The following is a 15,298-nucleotide window of genomic DNA, read 5'->3' as shown; positions in this document are numbered from 1 at the left end:
CTGACCGGCACCCCCTCGGGTATCGGTCAGCGGCGCCCGGGTGCCGCCAGCCTGTGCAGCCGCAGGGCGAGTTGGATTTCCAGCGCACGGGGCGGCGTCTGCCAGTCCGCGCCCAGCAGGTGCCCCACCCGCTCCAGCCGCTGGGCGACGGTGTTCACATGCACATGGAGCACGTCCTTGGTGCGGACCGGGCTCATCGCGGCGGCGAAGTAGGCGTCCATGGTGCGCAGCAGATCGGTGCCGCGCTGCGCGTCGTACGCCACGACGGGGCCGATGGTGCGTTCCACGAAGCCGCCGATGTCCCGGTCCCCGGCGAGCAGCAGTCCGAGGAAGCCGAAGTCCTCGGCGGCCGCGCCGTCTCCTCCCCTGTCGAGCAGGTGGAGCGCGTCCAGGCAGCGGCGCCCTTCGGCGTAGGCGGCGGCCACCTTGTCGGGGTGGACGGCCAGGTCGGTGACGGGGGCGGAGGCGCCGACGGTGACCGGTTGGTGCACGGCGATGCCGAGTTCGCGGGCGGTGCGGCGGGCCAGTTCGGTGGCGGTGTCGCCGGTTTCGAGCGGGAGCAGCAGGACGGTACCGCCGTCGCGGCTGGCGGCCAGGCCGTGCCGGGTGGTGGCCAGGTGGGAGGCGGCGGACCACAGGCGGCGCCGGGCGGCGGCCTCCTCGTCGGCGTCGGCCGAGGACGCGTCGAGGCGGGTGGCCAGGACGGCGTGGGTGGCGTCCAGGTCGGCGTCCAGCCGTGCGGCGCGTTCGCGCAGCAGGCGCGGGTCGCGGTCGCGGGCGTCGAGGAGGTCGTCCAGCAGTTCGCCGCGCACACGTCGCTCGGCCTCGGCGGCGGAACGGCGGGCGAGCAGGAGCAGGGAGGTGACCATCGCGGCGCGCTCCAGCGTGCGCTGGTCCACCGGATCGAGGTCGGGGTTGCCGTGCAGCACGAGCGCGCCGAACACCTCCTCACCGGCGGCCACGGCCGCGATCCAGTCGGGTCCGTGGCGCACGGCGTGCCCCTCCGCGCGGGACGCCTCCAGCGCCTCGGCCGGCGTGGTGCCGATCTCGGTGAACTCCACGGCGCCGGCCAGGACTTCGGCGACCGCGTCGGCCACGTCGTGCACTCCCCCGCCGCGCAGCACGAGTTCGGCGAGCCGGTCGTGCACCTCGGAGGCACGCTCTATGACGGCGCTGCGGTCCTGGATGACCTCGTGGGCGCGCTCGAGTCCGGCGAGCGCGGCCTGGGTCTCGGTGAGGAGGTTGGTGGTGTCGATGGCGGCCGCGGCCAGGGCGGCGAAGGAGCCGAGCAGGGCGATCTGTTCGCGTTCGAAGACCCGCGCGCGGCGGTCGGCGGCGAACAGGACGCCGATGACGTGGGGGCCGAGTGTCAGCGGGACCCCGACGATGGCGAACAGCCCCTCGTCGCGCACCGCGCCGTCGATGGTGTCGGTGTGCTGGAAGCGGGCGTCCTGGAAGTAGTCGTCGGTGACGTACGGGCGGGCGGTCTGGGCGACGAGCCCGCCGAGCCCTTCGCCCATGCCCAGGCGCAGTTGCTGGAAGCGGGCGGAGACCGAGCCCTCGGTGACCAGCATGTAGGTGTCGCCGCGCACCGGGTCGTTGAGGCTGAGGTAGGCGATGTCGGTGGCGAGCAGGGAACGGGCGCGCTGCACGATCGCCCGCAGGACCGCGTCCACGTCCCTGAGCCCGGCCAGGTCGTGGGCGGTCTCGAAGAGGGCGGACAGCTCCGCCTCGCGGCGGCGGCGCCCCTCCAGCTCCGCGCGGACGCGGAGCGCCAGGAACTTGGCGTGCTCCAGCGCGGCGACGCGTTCGACGGGCTTCCCCTCGGCACGGGCGAGGAGGACGGGTCGCTCGTACGCCTCCGGGGAGGCGTCGCGGGCGAGCAGTTCGAGGTACGGGGCCTCCGCACAGGCGTCGGCCCCCGCCGCGGCGGCCCCGGTGACGGAGCGCGCGGCCGACTTGAGTCGATCGGGAGACATGGCCACAGGATCGCTCATCTCATGACCGGCCCGTCAGCCCTGTGGACAACCTGGCCCGGGCCGCTCCGGGCGCTGGTCAGTGGGCGGTCCAGCCGCCGTCCAGCACCAGTGAGGTGCCGGTGACGAAGGAAGCCTGCGGGCAGCAGAGATAGGCGACGGCCTCGGCGACCTCCTCGGGCTCGATGAGCCGTCGCAGGGCGCTGTCCTTGAGCAGGACCTCGGAGAGGACGCGTTCCTCGGGGATGCCGTGCGCCTCGGCCTGGTCGGCGATCTGCTTCTCGACCAGTGGGGTGCGCACATAGGCCGGATTGACACAGTTGGACGTCACCCCATGTGGGGCACCCTCCAGCGCGGCCGTCTTGGACAGGCCCTCCAGCCCATGTTTGGCAGCCACATAGGCCGACTTGAAGGCAGAGGCGCGCAGGCCATGGACGGAGGACACATTGACGATGCGGCCCCAGCCCTGCGCGTACATGTGTGGCAGCGCGCCCCGGATGAGCCGGAAGGGTGCCTCCAGCATCACGGTCAGCACGGTGTGGAAGATGTCGGGCGGGAACTCCTCCAGCGGGCGGACCAGTTGCAGCCCGGCGTTGTTGACCAGCACGTCGGCCCCGGCCGCGGCACGCTCGGCGGCGTCGAGGTCGGTGAGGTCCAGCACCTGCGGCACGACACCGCCCGCGAGGCCGTCGGCCCGCCTGGCCAGCCCGGCCAGGCCCGCCGCGTCCAGGTCGAGGGCCCGCACCTCGGCCCCGGCCGCCGCGAGCCGGAGCGCGCAGGCGCTGCCGATGCCGCCGGCGGCCCCGGTGACGAGGGCGACCCGGCCGGCGAGGTCCAAGGCCGTGGGGGTACTGGGCTGGGGGCTGGGCGAGATCATGTCCCGACCCTAATGACGTGCCCCCAGCTCACCACATAGGGCGAGAACCCATACTTCAGCCAAGAGTCATAGGGTCGAACCATGTGGGTGTCTCGGACAGGGCCTGCTTGATCCGGAGCAGCGAGAACTCGTTCAACTCCGGCAGCGCGTCCACCGTGAACCAGCCTACGTCCAGCGACTCGTCGTCGTTGACCCGCGCCTCGCCGCCCACGGCCCGGCAGCGGAAGGTGATGTCCATGTACTGGCACATGTCACCGTTGCCGTAGGTGACCGGTTGCAGGGCCTGGACCAGGACGACCCGCTCGGGCACGCAGTGCACGGCCGTCTCCTCGAAGACCTCGCGCACCGCGCACGCGGCGGGCTGCTCGCCTGGCTCCGGGATGCCGCCGACCACCGACCACTTGCGGGTGTCGGTGCGGCGCCCCAGGAGCACCCGGCCCTCGTCGTCGAAGACGATCGCGGTGACGCCGGGGAGCCAGAGCAACTGGTTGCCCGCCGTGGCCCGGAGCGTGGTGATGAATTCTGGTGTAGCCATGCCCCCGACCCTACGGGGCCGCGTACCGGCCGCCCGCCGCGGTCAGGGGCGTACGACCGGTCGTACGGCTACGCGCCACCGGCGCGCCGACCGCGCACCGCGGCCGCGCCGGCCCAGCCGAGGCCGCCCGCCGCGACCAGCAGCAGCGCCGTCTCGGGCAGGATGCCGAGCCGGGTCGCGGGCGTCTCGGAGGTCCGCAGCGGGACCTTCATGTCGATGTGGGCGGGGACGAACATGCCGGTGTGCCGAGCGACCCGTCCGTCCGGCATGATCACCGCGCTGACGCCGCTGGTCACGGGCACGGTCACGGTCCGGCTGTGCTCGACGGCGCGGACGCGGGACATGGCGAGCTGCTGGTAGGTCATCTCGCTGCGGTCGAAGGTGGCGTTGTTGCTCGGCACGGAGATCATCTGGGCGCCGTGGGTGACGGTGTCGCGCACGGCCCAGTCGAACGCGGCCTCGTAGCAGGTGGCGAGGCCGACCTCGACGCGGCCGAAACCGAACACGCCCGGCTTGTCGCCCCGGCTGAAGTCCTGGCGGACCATGCTGGTCCACTCGCCGTTGATCGCGCCGATGAGCGAGCGCAGTGGGAGGTACTCGCCGAAGGGCTGGACCTGACGCTTGTCGTAGGTCTGGGTGGGGCCCTTGGCCGGGTCCCACAGGATCTGCTCGTTGAGCAGCTTGCCGTCCCGCTCGACGACCGCGCCGACCGAGACGGGCGCGCCGATCGCCTCGGCGGCGCCCTGGATGACGGCGGCCGCGTCGGGGTTGGCGAAGGGGTCGATGTCGGAGGAGTTCTCCGGCCAGAGCACGAAGTCGGGGCGCGGCGCCCGGCCCGCGCGGACCTCGGCGGCCAGCCGCAGGGTTTCCCGGGCGTGGTAGTCGAGAACGGCGCGCCGCTGGGCGTTGAACTCCAGCCCGGAACGGGGCACGTTGCCCTGGATGACGGCGACGGTCGCGGTCCCGGCCTCGGCCTTGTCGCTGACCAGCGCACGGGCGCCGACCGCGCCCACCACCGGGACGGCGACGCTGAGCAGCGCGACGGCGGCGGCGGACCGCCGTACCTCGCCGTCGCGGCGGCGCAGGATCAGCCGCAGGACCTCGTGGAGGCCGAAGCCGCACAGAACGACGCCGAAGCCGAGCACCGGGGTGCCGCCCACCGCGGCGAGCGGCAGGAAGACGCCGTCCGCCTGTCCGAAGGCGACCTTGCCCCAGGGGAAGCCGCCGAAGGGCATCCGCGCGCGTACCGCCTCGCCGGCGGTCCACAGCGCCGCCGCCCATACGGGCCAGCCGGGCAGCTTGGACACGGCGGCGATGCCCACGCCGACCAGGGCGACGTAGACCGCCTCGATGACGACGAGCGCGAGCCAGGGGCCGGGGCCGACCTCCACGCCGGTCCACACCAGCAGTGGCAGCAGGAAGCCGAGGCCGAAGAGGTAGCCGAGGCCGAGCGCCCCCTTCCAGGTCCGGCCGCGCAGCGCCCAGGCGAAGCCCGCGAAGGCCGGCAGGGCCAGCCACCACAGGGTGCGGGGCGGGAAGCTGACGTAGAGGAGCACGCCGCTCAGCGCGGACACGAGGGCCGGGACCATACGGCGCAGCCGACGGGCGAGCACGCTCTGTGCCGGGGACGGCTGGAGCCGGTCCGGCTGGTCCACGGAAGTTGCGGTGACGGTCACCCTGGGGAGTGTACGGCGGCCCGCGCGCCCCCTGACATGCCGGTGGCGCCGCCGGGACCACGACGTTCCGCGCAACTCGTCCACAAATCGGCTCACAGCCGTTAGCGTGTGCCGAGCCTCGGCGGTGCGGCCGGTCCCGGCCGGATGCCGTGCGAGGTGCGGCCACAGGTCGGGGGACCGGGTGCGAGGGGCTACGGGTGGCGTCGACGGGGATGGGGTGCGCGTCCGATGCGGACGCGGGCCGTGCGAAACGCAATGTGTCCGACGGGGCGGGGATGATCCTGCTCGGGTTGTGCGCGGCCTGGGCGCTGCTCTCGGCGGCGGCCCACGACGGGCGGCCGGAGGGGATGCTGCTGGCGGTGCTCGCCACGGTGGCGGGCTGCGCGGCCGGGCGGATCTCGGGGGCGCTGCTGCCGGTGGCCGCGCCCTGCGTGGGGGCGGCGGCCGCGCTGGTGGTGGCCGTGACGATGCCCGGCCCGCTGCCCGGCACCGCCTACGCGGCTCCGCTCGGTCAGGCCGGTGCCGTGGCCGCGCTGCTGGCGCTGGCCACCGGGGCGCTGTGCTGCGCCGCCTGGTCGGCCCCCGTGCCGGGGGTGCGGCCGCTGCTGTGGCTGTCGGCCTGCGCCGTGGTGCCGGCCGGGGCGCTCCTGGGGTCGCCCGGAGGCTGCGCGGCCGCGGGCGCCGTACTGCTGTGCTCCGTGGCCGCGCGCTCGATGCCGCACCGGCGTGCGGGGCTCGCCGGGCTGGCGGTCGCGGCCGGTGTGGCGGTGGGTGCGGTGTGGGGGCTGGCGTCGGGGGTGGTGCCGGGCGGGCCCGCCGAGGAGTTCACGGAGCGGATCGGGCCGTACCGGGTGGGCCTGTGGGGCCGGTCGGTACGGCTGGCCCAGGAGGCGCCGGTGTGGGGTGTCGGGCCGGGGCGGTTCGGCACGCCGGGCGATCCGGCGGGGCGGCCGCACTCGGCGCCGTTGCAGTTGCTGGCCGAGCAGGGTCTGGTGGGTTTGCTGCTGCTGGCGGGCGTGTTCGTCTGGGTGCTGCACGCCTTGTGGCGGGCCGCCCGTCCGACGCCGGTGGTGCTGACGGCGGGGGCGGCGCTCACGGCGGTGGCGGTGATCGCGTCGGTGGGTGACGCGCTGAGCTTCACCACGGTGACGGCGGGCGCGGGCCTGCTGGCCGGGTGGGCGACGGCGCGGCCGTGGGGCGAGGAGGAGCGGGTGCCCCTGGCCGGGCCGGTGCCCCGGCAGGAGAAGGTGGGCTGAGCGGGCTCAGTGGGCGTTGTTCGCGGTGGTCGCGCGCAGCCGGGCCCGGATGACACGGACCGCCGACTCGGCGTCGTCCACGGTGATGGTGAAGGTGTGGCCGTCCCACAGGCTCAGCACGATGCCCTCGCCCCGGCGGACGACGACCGCGGTGCCCTTCTCGGGGCGCCAGCGGTAGCCCCAGCCGCCCCAGTTACGGGGGGTGACGTGCGGGATGTAGTCGGCGCCGACGACCTCGGAGAGCGGGATGCGGCGGCGCGGCAGCCCGACGTGGCCGCAGCGGACCTCCAGGAAGTCCTGGTCGAGCTTGAGGTCGACGTGCACGAAGGCGAGGGTGCCGAACAGGACCAGCAGCCCGACCGCGATGCATCCCACGACGGACATGACCAGGGCGATGATCCCCGAGGTCCACGCGGACTGCACGGCCAGCTCGATGCCGAGCGCCATGCAGGCGGCGCCGCCCAGCGCCAGCACCCACTGCACGCGGTTGGTGGCGCGTCCGGTCCAGACGTCGGGGTGCGGGGCGTCCTCGGAGTCGCGGTGCTCCCTCATGCCTATGAGGTTACCCAGGTTTCGCCGTGGTGGTACGTGCTCACGGAGCGTGCTCGGGCAACACGGGCCGGGCGGTGTCCGCGCCCGGTGTCACATCCGGTCGGCGCCCGGTGTCACATCCGGTCGGCGAGCGGGCCCGCCGCGGGCAGCAGCCGTCCTTCGGCGTAGTGCAGCGCGGGCGCGGGCAGTCCGCCCTCGCGGCCGCTCAGCAGCACGGTGAGGGCTCCGGCGGCGGGGGCGTCGGGCGCGGGGTGCTCGCCGATGCGGCGCAGGGCCTGGGCGGCGACGGCCCCGGCGGAGCCGTGCAGGACGAGCGGGGCGGCCCCGGGGCGCTGCACGGCGGCGCGGATACGTTCCGCCACGAGTTCGTAGTGGGTGCAGCCGAGGACGAGGGTCGTCACGTCGGCGGGGGTGAGTTCCGCGGCGGCGGCGACGGCCGTGGCGATGGCGCGCTCGTCCGCGTGCTCGACGGCCTCGGCCAGACCCCAGCAGGGCACCTCGGTGACCTGGACGCCGTGGGCGAATTCCGCGATCAGATTGCGCTGGTAGGGGCTGCCGGTGGTGGCGGGGGTCGCCCAGATCGCCACGTGTCCGCCTCCGGCGGAGGCGGGCTTGATCGCGGGGACGGTGCCGATCACCGGGATGCGGGGTTCGCAGTGGGCGCGCAGCGCGGGCAGGGCGTGGACGGTGGCGGTGTTGCAGCCGACGATGAGGACGTCCGGCCGCAGTGCGGCGGCGGCCTCGGCGACGGCCACGGCACGCCGGGTCAGGTCCTCCGGGGTGCGCGGCCCCCAGGGCATGCCGTCGGGGTCCAGGGAGAGGACGAGATCCGCGTCGGGCCGAAGGCGTCGTACCGCCGCGGTGGCCGCCAGGAGGCCGATTCCGGAGTCCATGAGCGCGATCTTCACCCGGCCACGATAGTCGATGGCCGCCGATGAGCCGTTCCGGTGGGGCAGACTGCGGCCGTGAGCGCCATCGTGTGGACCGCCGCCGTCTCCCTCGCCGTCTGGTGCTGGCTGCTGCTGGGCCAGGGCTTCTTCTGGCGCACCGATGTACGGCTGCCCCCGCGCCGCGAGCCCGAGGTGTGGCCGTCGGTCTGTGTGGTGGTACCGGCCCGTGACGAGGCGTCCGTGCTGCCCGCGAGCCTGCCCTCGCTGCTGGCGCAGGACTATCCGGGCCGGGCGGAGGTCTTCCTGGTGGACGACGGCAGCCGCGACGGCACCGGGGAGCTGGCCCGCGAGCTGGCCCGCCGGCAGGGCGGGCTGGCGCTCACGGTGGACTCCCCCGGTGAGCCGCCCGAGGGCTGGACGGGCAAGCTGTGGGCGGTGCGGCACGGGATCGCCCTGGCACGCGCGCGTGAGCCCGAATATCTGCTGCTGACGGACGCGGACATCGCGCACGCCCCGGACAGCTTGCGCGCACTGGTGGCGGCGGCGCGTACGGGCGGCTTCGACCTGGTCTCCCAGATGGCCCGGCTACGCGCGAAGAGCCCCTGGGAGCGGCTGGTGGTCCCGGCCTTCGTCTACTTCTTCGCCCAGCTCTACCCGTTCCGGTGGATCGGACGCCGGGGGGCGCGTACGACGGCGGCGGCCGGTGGATGTGTGCTGCTGCGGGCGGACATGGCCGAGCGCGCCCGGATTCCCGACTCCGTCCGGCAGGCGGTCATCGACGACGTGGCCCTCGCCCGCGCGGTGCGGGCGTGCGGCGGCCATCTGTGGCTCGGCCTGGCCGACCGGGTGGACAGCGTGCGCCCCTATCCGGGGCTGGGCGAACTGTGGCGCATGGTCTCGCGCAGCGCGTACGCCCAGCTCCGGCACAGTCCGACGCTGCTGCTGGGCACGGTGGCGGGGCTCGCGCTGGTGTATCTGGTGCCGCCCGCGGCGGTGGTGGCGGGCGGCACCATGGGGGACACGCCCACATGGGTGCTCGGCTCGGTGGCGTGGGCGGTGATGGGGGCGACGTACATGCCGATGCTGCGCTACTACCGGCAGCCGCTGTGGCTCGCTCCCCTGCTGCCGTTCACCGCGTTCCTCTATCTGCTGATGACCCTCGACTCGGCGGTCCAGCACTACCGGGGCCGGGGCGCGGCCTGGAAGGGCCGCACCTACACGCGTCCCGAAGCGGTGCCGGACGAGGGCTGAGCGGGGCTCACTTGCGGCCCGGCGTCCAGTTCATGCCCCAGCCGTAGGCCCGGTCGACGGTGCGCTGGGGGCTCACACCGCGCTCCGGGACGAGGTAGCGGGCCTCGCGCCGGACGACGAGGTCGCCGCCGGTGTCGGTGATCAGCGCGAGCGCGCACACCGTGGAGGGCACCGTGCACTCGTCCAGCGAGAAGTCGATCGGGGCGCCGTGCTGCGGCTGGAGGGTGACGGTGGCGTGCAGGTCGGCGAAGGAGGTGGCGCCCTCGTAGATCGTGACGAAGACCAGGACGCGCCTGAGGTGCTCCTTGTGGTCGAGGCTGATGGTGAGGTTCTCACCGTTCGCCGCTGCACCGGTGCGGTCGTCGCCGTCGAGGTGGATGTACGGCGGCCGGTCCAGCGCCCCGAAGGCGCTGCCGAGGGCTTGTACGACGCCCTTGCGGCCGTCCGCGAGTTCGTACAGGGCGCACAGGTCGAGGTCGAGGTCACCGGGCCGGGCGCCCCGGCGGCGGCCCGTGAGGTGCTTGCGGGTCTGCCAGTTGAGGTTGACGCGCATGACCCCGGAGGTGCCGCCCTGCTTGGCCAGCGACACGGAGGGCGCCGCCTTGGTGAGCGTGACCTTGGAGAGCCGCACCGGGGCCGTTGCCGGGACAGGGGGCGCGGCGGGGACAGGGGCCGTGGCCTGGACAGGGGACGCGGCCGGGTGCTGGGGTACGTCCACGGTGATGCCGAAGTCCGTCGCCAGCCCCTCCAGTCCGCTGTCGTAGCCCTGGCCCACGGCGCGGAACTTCCAGCCGCCCTGGCGCCGGTAGAACTCGCCGAGCACGAACGCGGTCTCCACGGTGGCGCCGGTGCTGTCGAAGCGGGCGACGGGGTGGCCGGTGACCGCTTCCGAGACCTGGACGGTGAGGCCGGGGACCTGGCCGAAGGTGCCGCCGTCCGCCGAGGCGGCGAGGACGATCCGCTCGACGCCGCCCTCCACGCGCGCGAGGTCGACGGACAGGGTGTCGGTGACGCGCTCCCCGGTGGTCTCCTTGCCCTGGTGGCGGACCGAGCCCGAGGCGTGTGCGGGCTGGTTGTAGAAGACGAGGTCGCCGTCCGCGCGGACCCGGCCGCAGGCGAGCAGCAGCGCGGAGGCGTCCACGTCGGGGATGCCGGGTCCTGCCCGACGGGTCACCTCGACGCGGAGCGCGGTGGTGGGCACCGGTGTGTTCGACCCCTTGGGCATTGACATGTCCGCCCCCATCTGAAGATCATCCGACGCTCCGTCAACCGCCGGTAACCCGGCAGGAACTCGGCTTTTACACGATCCAAACGCCGGATGGAGTCCATTTTTGCCAAGTTCGCTCGGATTAGCGATCCCAGATCGCCGCCGACACGGAAAACAACCCTCTTATCGGTCTCCCCAACCAGCACATCGTGGGCTTAACTTATGTGCCATGACCTCCCCCCGCTCCACCTATGGCGGCGGCTACTACTCCGCCTCCTTCCCGGACACCCCGATCTACGACTCGCTCGTCGCCGAGCGGGGCACCCCGCAGATCGCCCCGATCAGGGTCCCGGCCGCCTACGACAGCGCCATGGGCATGCAGCCCATGCAGCAGTCGCCCGGCATGCCCTCCCCCGGCGGCAACCTCCCCGCGCTGCCCTCCGCTCTCCCCGCCCTTCCCGCGGCGCCCTCGCCGCAGCCCCCGGCGTACGGCTACCCGCAGGCGCAGCAGGCCGCCCCGATGCAGCCGACCCCCACGGCCTACATCCCGCAGCAGGCCGGCGCCCCGCGCGGCTACCCCGGCGCGCAGCCCCAGCAGCCGCGCCCGGCGCCGGGCACCGGGTACGAGGCGATGCGCCCGGCCGCGCCCCGGCCGCCGCAGCAGCCGTACCAGGAGCAGCCGTACAACAACCAGCAGTACCGCGGCTACTGATCCCGTTCCGCTCTCCGTGAGGCGTCGTCTGGCAAGGTGACGGCATGGGGAACGTGACACTGCGATCGATTCACATCCACCCGGTCAAGGCATTCCGGAGCCTGACGCTCCCGGAGGCCGAGGTGGAGCCCTGGGGGCTGGCCGGTGACCGCCGGTGGGCGCTGATCGACGACGGGGGGAAGGTCGTCACCCAGCGCGAGCAGCCCCGCCTCTCGTGCGCCGTCGCCGAGCTGTCGCCCGGCGGCGGCATCCGTCTGTCGGCGGCCGGTCATCCGCCGCTGACGGTTCCCGTACCCCGTCCGGCCGGGACCATGCCGGTCACCTTGTTCGGCCGCAAGGTGGAGGCGGTCCCGGCCTCGGACGCCGCACACCACTGGTGTTCCGCCTACCTGGGGGCGCCGGTCCGCCTGGTCCATCTCGACGATCCGGCCACCCGCCGCCCCATCGACCCCGAGTTCGCCCTGCCTGGCGAGACGGTGAGTCTCGCCGACGGCTACCCCCTGCTGGTCACGACGCTCGCCTCGCTCGACGCGCTCAACTCGGCGCTGGCCGAGGGACCGCACGCGGAGGAGGGGCCCCTGCCGATGAACCGCTTCCGGCCCAACGTGGTCGTCGCCGGCACCGAGGCGTGGGACGAGGACGACTGGCGGGGGGTCTCCATCGGGGACGTCGACTTCCGGGTCGCCCGGCCCTGCGGGCGCTGCGTCGTGACCACCGTCGACCAGGGGACCGCCGTACGCGGCCGTGAGCCCCTGCACACACTGGCGCGGCTCCGCAGACGAGACGGGCGGCTGCTGTTCGGGCAGAACCTAGTCCCCCTGACGACCGGCACGATCCGGGTCGGCGACCCGGTGCGCGTCCACACCTGACCCGCCCTCACCGCCGGTCGGCTGTCCGGTCCCGGGAGCGGGGAACTCGGCTCCGGCCCCGGTCGTTGGGAGAACATGAGAAATCCGTGAGAGAAACCGCTTCGACGTGATGTCCTTCTCCCGTGCCCTCTTCACCGGGCCGGGGGATGAGCGGGGACGGCACGGGGCAGGACAGGGGGCATCGGAGGTAAGGGGGTGGGGGACGTGCACACCATCAGTGGTCTGTGGCGCTGGCGCGGCAATCCGCTGCGCCGCCCGACCGATGTGGCGGAGGCATGGGTGTGCCTCCTGGCACTGCTGCTGATCGTCGTGGCCATGCCCGTCGTCGGCACGGTGACCGGGTCCGCGGCACAGGACTCGCTGCGCCGTTCGGTGCGCGAGCAGCGGAACTCCCGTCACCTCGTCACCGCCACCGTGCTCCGCCCCCTCGCACAGCCTTCGCCCGAGGCCGATCCCGACACGGGCACGGCCCGCACCTCGCGCAGCCGGGTCGTGGCCGGCTGGACCGCGCCGGACGGCACCCGTCGGCAGGGCGCGGTGCAGGCGGACGTCAAGTCCCCCCGCGCGGGTGAGCACTTCCGGCTCTGGACGGACCCGAGCGGGCGAATAACGACCCGGCCGCTGGACCCCGCCACCGCGCGGGCGCACGCGGTGCTGGCCGGCTTCGGCGCCGCCGTGGTGGCGGCCGGCCTCGTCGAGAGCGCGCGGCGTCTCGTCGTGTGGCGCATGGTCCGCCGCCGGTACGCGAGTTGGGACCGGGCCTGGGACCGGGCGGGCCCGGACTGGGGCAAGGCGGGTACGGGCAGCTAGGGGCGGGTTTGGGCCCACCTTCCGGCTCTGGTCGGTCCGCCGCCCTTGCGCACGCTACGGTGGACCGGCCGACTCGCTTTCGGCATCGACCCGCGCGCGAGCGAGCCGAAGGCCGCGCCGGAGTCCGGAACACGCGCACACGCGAACGCCGTCAGCGGCGGTACGCGGTCGCCGTCCCGGCCCCGGCTGCGGAGCCCCTGAGGCGGACGAGCACAAGTACCACGAGGTGGGGGCACGGCAACGCCATGGCACAGGGCACGGTCCAGGTGACGCACACCGGCACATCGCGGTGGCGGCGCCGCACGGGTGAGTACGCGTCGCTCGCGGCCGCCCTGGAGGCCGCCTCCGACGGCGACGTCCTCACCATCGCCCCCGGCACCTACCGGGAGAACCTCGTCGTGCGCCGGGAGGTGACGCTGCGCGGCCCCGACAACGCGCCGGGCTCGGTGCGGATCGCGCCCGTGGACGGCGTACCGCTGACCGTGCGCGCCTCCGCCGTGGTGCAGGGACTGCACGTGGAGGGCCAGGACGGCGCCGCTCCGGCGCTGCTGGTCGAGGAGGGCACGCCCGAGCTGCTGGACGTGCGGATCGTGACCCGCTCCGCCTCCGGTATCGAGGTGCGCGGCGGGGCGCGTCCGACCGTGCGCCGCTGCACGGTGGACAACCCGGCCGGCATCGGCGTCCTCGTACTCGACGGCGGCGCCGGGGTGTTCGAGGAGTGCGAGGTCGTCTCGGCCGGGCAGGCGGGCGTCGCGGTGCGCGGCGGCGGGCACCCGCGGCTGGAGCGCTGCCGGGTGCACCACGCCTCGGGCACGGGCCTGAGCGCGACCGGGGAGAACTCCGCCCTGGAGGCGTTCGGTTGCGAGGTGTACGAGGTGCGGGGCGCCGGGGTGCAGATCACCCAGGGGGCCACCGCCCACCTCACCGACTGCGAGGTGCACCGCACTTCGGCGGACGGGGTCACGCTCGACACGGACGCGGTGCTGACGCTGGCCGACTGCCGCATCCACGACATCCCGGAGAACGCGGTCGACCTGCGCTCCCGTTCGGTGCTGACGCTGACCCGGACGACGGTGCGCCGGTTCGGGCGCAACGGTCTTTCGGTGTGGGACCCCGGCACCCGCGTGGACGCCAACCAGTGCGAGATCTTCGACAGCACCGGCGACTATCCGGCGGTGTGGGTGAGCGACGGCGCGACGGCGGTGCTGGACTCCTGCCGGGTGCACGACGTGCCGGACGCGCTGTTCGTGCTGGACCGGGGCTCCCGCGCGGACGTGGTGGACAGCGACCTCTCCCAGGTGCGCAACACGGCGGTCTCGGTGAGCGACGGGGCGACCGCGCAGCTCGACGACTGCCGCATCCGGGACGCGGCTACCGGCGCCTGGTTCCGCGACCACGGCAGCGGCGGCACGCTCAACAACTGCACGGTGGACGGCACCCAGACCGGCGTGATCGTCACCAAGGGCGCCGATCCGACGATCGAGCGCTGCGCGGTCGAGGACCCGGCCGAGGCGGGGTTCTACGTCTCCGCGGGCGGCCGGGGCAGCTTCGTCGACTGCCGGGTCACCGGCAGCGGCGGCTACGGCTTCCATGTGCTCGACGGCTGCCGCACGACGCTGCGCAAGTGCCGTACGGAGCGGTGTGCGCGCGGCGGTTACGAGTTCGCCGAGGCCGGGCCGGACACGGGTACGGGCGCGGGGCCGGTGGTGGAGGAGTGCACGAGCGACGAGAGCGGCGCGCTGCGGCCTCCGGCGGCGCAGGACACGGCGGTGCAGACGGTGCCCGCGTCCACCGGCGGGCTGCTCGGCGCGATCCCGGGGCAGCGGGCCGCCGCTCCGGAGCCCTCGGCGGCACCGCCCGTGCCGGAGCGGGAGACCCGCACGTCGAAGGCCGTGATGGGTGAACTCGACGCGCTGGTCGGCCTGGAGAGCGTCAAGCGCGAGGTGCGGGCGCTGACCGACATGATCGAGGTGGGCCGGCGCCGCCAGAAGGCGGGGCTCAAGGCGGCCTCGGTGAAGCGGCATCTGGTCTTCACCGGCTCCCCCGGCACAGGCAAGACGACGGTCGCCCGGCTGTACGGGGAGATCCTGGCCTCGCTCGGGGTGCTGGAGATAGGGCATCTGGTGGAGGTGTCCCGGGTCGACCTGGTGGGCGAGCACATCGGTTCCACCGCGATCCGCACCCAGGAAGCCTTCGAACGGGCGCGGGGCGGTGTGCTGTTCATCGACGAGGCGTACGCGCTGTCCCCGGAGGACGCCGGGCGTGACTTCGGCAAGGAGGCCATCGACACGCTGGTGAAGCTGATGGAGGACCACCGGGACGCGGTCGTGGTGATCGTGGCGGGCTACACGGCGGAGATGGAGCGCTTCCTGTCGGTCAACCCCGGTGTGGCGTCCCGTTTCTCGCGGACGATCACGTTCGGCGACTACGGCCCGGAGGAACTGCTGCGGATCGTGGAGCAGCAGGCCGACGAGCACGAGTACCGGCTGGCGCCGGGCACGGCGGAGGGGCTGCTGAAGTACTTCACGGTGCTCCCGAAGGGCCCGGCGTTCGGCAACGGCCGCACCGCGCGGCAGACGTTCGAGGCGATGGTGGAGCGGCATGCGAGCCGGGTCGCGCAGTTCGCCGACCCGAGCACCGACGACCTGACGCTGCTGTACGCGGAGGACCTGCCGGAACTGCCCTGA

13 protein-coding genes are annotated in these 15,298 nt (G+C 73.9%); 6 read left to right on the top strand and 7 right to left on the bottom strand.

The genetic code is table 11. The features are described 5' to 3' along the window. Positions 1–26: 26 nt before the first annotated feature. From HEK131_RS13180 to lnt, 4 genes are all read right to left on the bottom strand, one after another. On the bottom strand, positions 27–1,979 hold the full coding sequence (locus HEK131_RS13180; protein ID WP_244335159.1) for a helix-turn-helix domain-containing protein: 1,953 nt from the start codon (positions 1,977–1,979) through the stop codon (positions 27–29). Positions 1,980–2,055: 76 nt separating this feature from the next. After that, positions 2,056–2,853, bottom strand: coding sequence for a 3-hydroxybutyrate dehydrogenase (locus HEK131_RS13175; protein ID WP_244335157.1), 798 nt, complete (start codon positions 2,851–2,853; stop codon positions 2,056–2,058). A 55-nt stretch (positions 2,854–2,908) separates the two neighbouring features. Beyond that, positions 2,909–3,388 (bottom strand): NUDIX hydrolase, encoded by a 480-nt coding sequence (locus HEK131_RS13170; RefSeq protein WP_217464083.1) that lies wholly within the window; start codon positions 3,386–3,388, stop codon positions 2,909–2,911. A 68-nt stretch (positions 3,389–3,456) separates the two neighbouring features. Further along, positions 3,457–5,064 carry an apolipoprotein N-acyltransferase gene (lnt, locus tag HEK131_RS13165; protein ID WP_244335155.1) on the bottom strand — a complete coding sequence of 536 codons (1,608 nt, stop codon included), beginning with the start codon at positions 5,062–5,064 and terminating at the stop codon, positions 3,457–3,459. A gap of 275 nt (positions 5,065–5,339) precedes the next feature. Here lnt and HEK131_RS13160 point away from each other — a divergent pair, with 275 nt between their 5' ends. Next, complete coding sequence (locus HEK131_RS13160) at positions 5,340–6,320, top strand: O-antigen ligase family protein (protein ID WP_244452004.1); 981 nt, start codon at positions 5,340–5,342, stop codon at positions 6,318–6,320. Positions 6,321–6,326: 6 nt separating this feature from the next. Here HEK131_RS13160 and HEK131_RS13155 read toward each other — a convergent pair whose 3' ends face one another. Continuing rightward, on the bottom strand, positions 6,327–6,872 hold the full coding sequence (locus HEK131_RS13155) for a hypothetical protein (protein WP_161146341.1): 546 nt from the start codon (positions 6,870–6,872) through the stop codon (positions 6,327–6,329). A 113-nt stretch (positions 6,873–6,985) separates the two neighbouring features. Then, positions 6,986–7,765, bottom strand: a complete 780-nt coding sequence (locus HEK131_RS13150; protein ID WP_217464457.1) for a glutamate racemase — start codon at positions 7,763–7,765, stop codon at positions 6,986–6,988. 72 nt (positions 7,766–7,837) lie between these two features. Here HEK131_RS13150 and HEK131_RS13145 point away from each other — a divergent pair, with 72 nt between their 5' ends. Further along, positions 7,838–9,013, top strand: a complete 1,176-nt coding sequence (locus HEK131_RS13145; protein ID WP_244335153.1) for a glycosyltransferase — start codon at positions 7,838–7,840, stop codon at positions 9,011–9,013. Between the two features lie 7 nt (positions 9,014–9,020). On the opposite strand, the gene HEK131_RS13140 is transcribed toward HEK131_RS13145, so the two are convergent. Beyond that, positions 9,021–10,238 (bottom strand): TerD family protein, encoded by a 1,218-nt coding sequence (locus HEK131_RS13140; RefSeq protein ID WP_244452003.1) that lies wholly within the window; start codon positions 10,236–10,238, stop codon positions 9,021–9,023. Between the two features lie 211 nt (positions 10,239–10,449). On the opposite strand from HEK131_RS13140, the gene HEK131_RS13135 reads away from it, so the two are divergent. The 4 genes from HEK131_RS13135 to HEK131_RS13120 all read left to right on the top strand — a co-directional run bounded on the left by HEK131_RS13135 (position 10,450) and on the right by HEK131_RS13120 (position 15,298). Further along, entirely contained in the window at positions 10,450–10,932 is a 483-nt protein-coding gene (locus tag HEK131_RS13135; protein ID WP_217464078.1) for a DUF6643 family protein, read from the top strand. A gap of 44 nt (positions 10,933–10,976) precedes the next feature. Beyond that, positions 10,977–11,801 (top strand): MOSC domain-containing protein, encoded by an 825-nt coding sequence (locus tag HEK131_RS13130; RefSeq protein ID WP_244335151.1) that lies wholly within the window; start codon positions 10,977–10,979, stop codon positions 11,799–11,801. Positions 11,802–12,005: 204 nt separating this feature from the next. Beyond that, positions 12,006–12,611 (top strand): Rv1733c family protein, encoded by a 606-nt coding sequence (locus HEK131_RS13125; protein ID WP_244335149.1) that lies wholly within the window; start codon positions 12,006–12,008, stop codon positions 12,609–12,611. Between the two features lie 245 nt (positions 12,612–12,856). Continuing rightward, positions 12,857–15,298, top strand: a complete 2,442-nt coding sequence (locus tag HEK131_RS13120; RefSeq protein WP_244335147.1) for a right-handed parallel beta-helix repeat-containing protein — start codon at positions 12,857–12,859, stop codon at positions 15,296–15,298.

Origin of the sequence: Streptomyces seoulensis, from assembly GCF_022846655.1 — a bacterium.
In the GTDB taxonomy this organism is placed as follows: domain Bacteria; phylum Actinomycetota; class Actinomycetes; order Streptomycetales; family Streptomycetaceae; genus Streptomyces.
Note: the sequence above shows the minus strand (reverse complement) of the source record. Positions and strands in the feature narration are given on the sequence as shown.